General features: G+C 50.0%; 2 protein-coding genes. One reads left to right on the top strand and one right to left on the bottom strand.

The window, feature by feature from the left end:
• The coding region (locus tag GXO76_08160) for a hypothetical protein (protein NOY77828.1) at positions 1–2,312 on the bottom strand (2,312 nt) is incomplete at its 3' end.
• A gap of 340 nt (positions 2,313–2,652) precedes the next feature.
• Between GXO76_08160 and GXO76_08155 the strand changes: the two genes are divergently transcribed.
• On the top strand, positions 2,653–2,946 hold the full coding sequence (locus GXO76_08155; protein ID NOY77827.1) for a hypothetical protein: 294 nt from the start codon (positions 2,653–2,655) through the stop codon (positions 2,944–2,946).
• Positions 2,947–3,059 lie beyond the last annotated feature (113 nt).

Below are 3,059 nucleotides of genomic sequence, written 5' to 3'. Positions count from 1 at the left end.
TTTATGCCGAAAGTAATCGTTCCGTTGTCCGCGGCGTACGCCTTTCTCGGGACAAGCGCCCCGTTGACGTACAGGCGAACCGCCGACACGTACTTGTCCTCCCGGCCGCTGCCGGTTCCCTGAATTTGAATGGAATGCACGTCCCAGCTATCGATCTCGTCCACCGAAACGCTCAGCCGCGCAATGGTGTATTCCTTGTCCTTGCACTCGGGGCAAATCGGGTCGTAGGAAAGTGGGGTGTGACCGAGTGTAAGCGTGGGCTTCTGTGTTTCCGGTTTTTTGACCTTAAATTTCTGAATTTCCACCCCATAATTCCCCTCATTGACTTCACTGCTCAAGAGTTTGTCACCACTCTTTTTACCACCGTTTTTGGAGTCAGCGGCATTGGCAAAAAAACGGGTCGGCGACCGGTAGCTCGCCCCCTCCGTTGTCAGAGCCAAACAGGTGCCATCCGCATCCGGTTCCGTTGTAGCAATTTGTTGCGTGCCCTCCGAATGGGCTTCAGAGACTTTTTGCAGCTTTCCGGCATCGGCACTGTACGCAAAGCGGACCAGGCTGCCGCCTTCTACCGCAACCAAAATGGCGTCGTATCGCTTCTCAATGTCCCACAATTTCCCGCTTCCCCTGAATTCGCCCAACAAAACGGGAGAAGCGGGATTGGCAACAGAATAGAGTTGGAGAAAATATTCTGTGCGCGTACTGTTCCCTCCCACATAAAGTGTGTCGCCCTCACTCCACAAGGCGTTTGGGGAACCCGGCGTGGCAATGGTGTGAATCCGCTGAATTTGCTGAGGGTCGGCCACAGAATAAATCTCCACACCTCGGTTGGTGTCATCCACCTTGTAGCCGGAGAACAGCAGCGTGTCCCGGGCAGCAAAAGCCCGCGCGTCACCCGTCAAGTCCGTGCTGCCCAGTTTGGTTGGGTTGGTTGGATCGGAAATGTCAACGATTTCAAGTGTACGGGATCCGACCTTCAGGTAGGCGCGCTTGGCATCGACGGTAAAATGCCCCACCCAACTGTTGACACGATATTCACCCTGCTTGGTCAACTGATCGGGGTCCGAAGCATCTATGCAAACAATTCCGCTTCCGTCACCCAAAATACCAAGCAGCGTGTTGCCGCTAAACGCCAGATACGTGAGATCGGGATAATCAAAGTACTCTGTGCGAAAAACGGGCATGGCCAATCCGTTCCGGTTGTACACCATCAGGGACTTAAGAGAAGCGATGTAAATTTGCTCTCCGTGAGGTTGAATGGACATGGCGACGTCCGGTGCCTTGCCGCTAACAGTCCACACCGACGGATGTGCCGGAGAAGAAACATCGAAAACCATTACCGGGGCATTATTTTCATGCACGGCCGTGTAAAGTTTGCCGTCTTTGTAGGAAAGGCTGGCAATTTCCGCCCCGTGGGCGTTTTGAAATGCGTAAAAGCCAACGCGTTTCGGTGCTGTGGCGTCTGTCACGTCGACCACCAGCAGGCTGTCCTGCATGCCCAAATAGGCTGTATTCTGATGAATCACCGTGCTAAAAACGCCGGTACCCGTCGGCAGGTAACCTTTTTCCACGGGATTGGCGGCATCCGAAACATCGAAAATACGAAGGCCATGTTGGTCATTCCCCCACCGGTTTTTACAGCTAATGTAGGCCGTTCCGTTGGTTGCGACAACCGAGTAGGCATGTTTGACGTTCATATCGCTCTTCCTCACTGGGTTGAGCGGATCGGACAAATCGTAAATTGAAAATTTGGCCCCGGCCCCCAACCTTGAAATAAGGTAAGCAGCATTGTTGTCGATCGTAATAAACTCTCTTTGGATGTCGCTAACCCGCTTTTGAACGGAAGGCGCTGTGGGAGTGGAAATATCCAGAATGTAAAGCCCGTAATCGGGCGTGGCCACGTACGCATGCGATCCACTCACCGTCACGCCGGCCTGGTAACCGGACCCCAGTTCACACTTTCCAAGCGTGTCAATCGCGGCGGGGTCATGAATGTCCAGCACATAAAATCCACCGGATTTCTCCAACACCACGTACAGGTAGTCGCCGCCGGCCTTAAGGGCAAGCACATTTGCCGGCAATTTGATTTGCGCCACTTGGGTAACACCGCTGGATTCGGTACGGGAGACGGTTACGGTCGGCCCCTGCCCGAGGTAAACGAAACCATCCTGAGCATCGCCGCAAGAGATTTGTCCCCCAAGATGACCGACGGGTTGCAAATCGGTGTCGGACTCCTGCGCCCACAATCCGCCTGCAAGCAAGAAAAAAACGGACAGGAAAAGGCTAATCCATCGGGGATGTGTTGTTTTTCGCATGGGACCCTCCTTCATTTAGGTGCGTGATGAGAAAAACATGTTTCATGTTTTGATGAAGGAAAAAAGACTGTGGTTTCCTTTTTAAATCCCTTTGACAATGCGTTGGGAATACCTTCAGGATTTGGGCGATACAATTTTTAAGGATCAATTGGCTATTCGTGGAAAAAACGGTTGTTTGCTTGAAGTGTTTTGAAAAATCCTTTTTGCAGGACACTGATTTAATCTTCTTGCGGGGAAATCCCTTTCATATTGGTTGTGATGATATCATCTGTCTGGAATACATCTGCTTGCTAAAATGATCTAACCCGGCCTGAAACGATCCGTTTTCCACCTAAGTGCCATGTGTGCTTCGCTTAAAATTGCCGAATGGTTTCTTGCTGCTTCGTTTTTTCAGATCCCGCTTGGCCGATGGGCAAATCTCAAGAAAAACGAAGGAAAAAACCTATTTGAGGGGTATGCTTCGATGAGAACCCAACTTTTACAAAATAAGAAAAAATTCTTCAAAAAAAAGAAAAATTTTCAAGATTTCAACTTTTTGATGCGTTTTTCAATTCTTCTTTTACTCGGCCCAAAATTCTGTAGACCAGTTCCCGCCTTTTGCTTTTGTAAAACAGGTCCAGCCAGTTCATGGTAAAAAGCATGAAAAACAAGAGCATAAAAAACACGTAAATCTCTTGAAAGGTGATTTTCGGCTTTCCGAACACAAAGATAGACGCAATTGCGTAACCAACAGTCAAAACCCCGAAA

The organism is Calditrichota bacterium (assembly GCA_013151735.1).
Taxonomy (GTDB): domain Bacteria; phylum Zhuqueibacterota; class JdFR-76; order JdFR-76; family BMS3Abin05; genus BMS3Abin05.
The sequence above is the reverse complement of the archived record's forward strand: the minus strand, read 5'-3'. Positions and strand labels throughout refer to the sequence as shown.

Bases quoted from the DNA above. Each gene is read 5' to 3' on its own strand.
- GXO76_08155 (NOY77827.1), top strand. From the start codon at position 2,653: ATGTGTGCTTCGCTTAAAATTGCCGAATGGTTTCTTGCTGCTTCGTTT.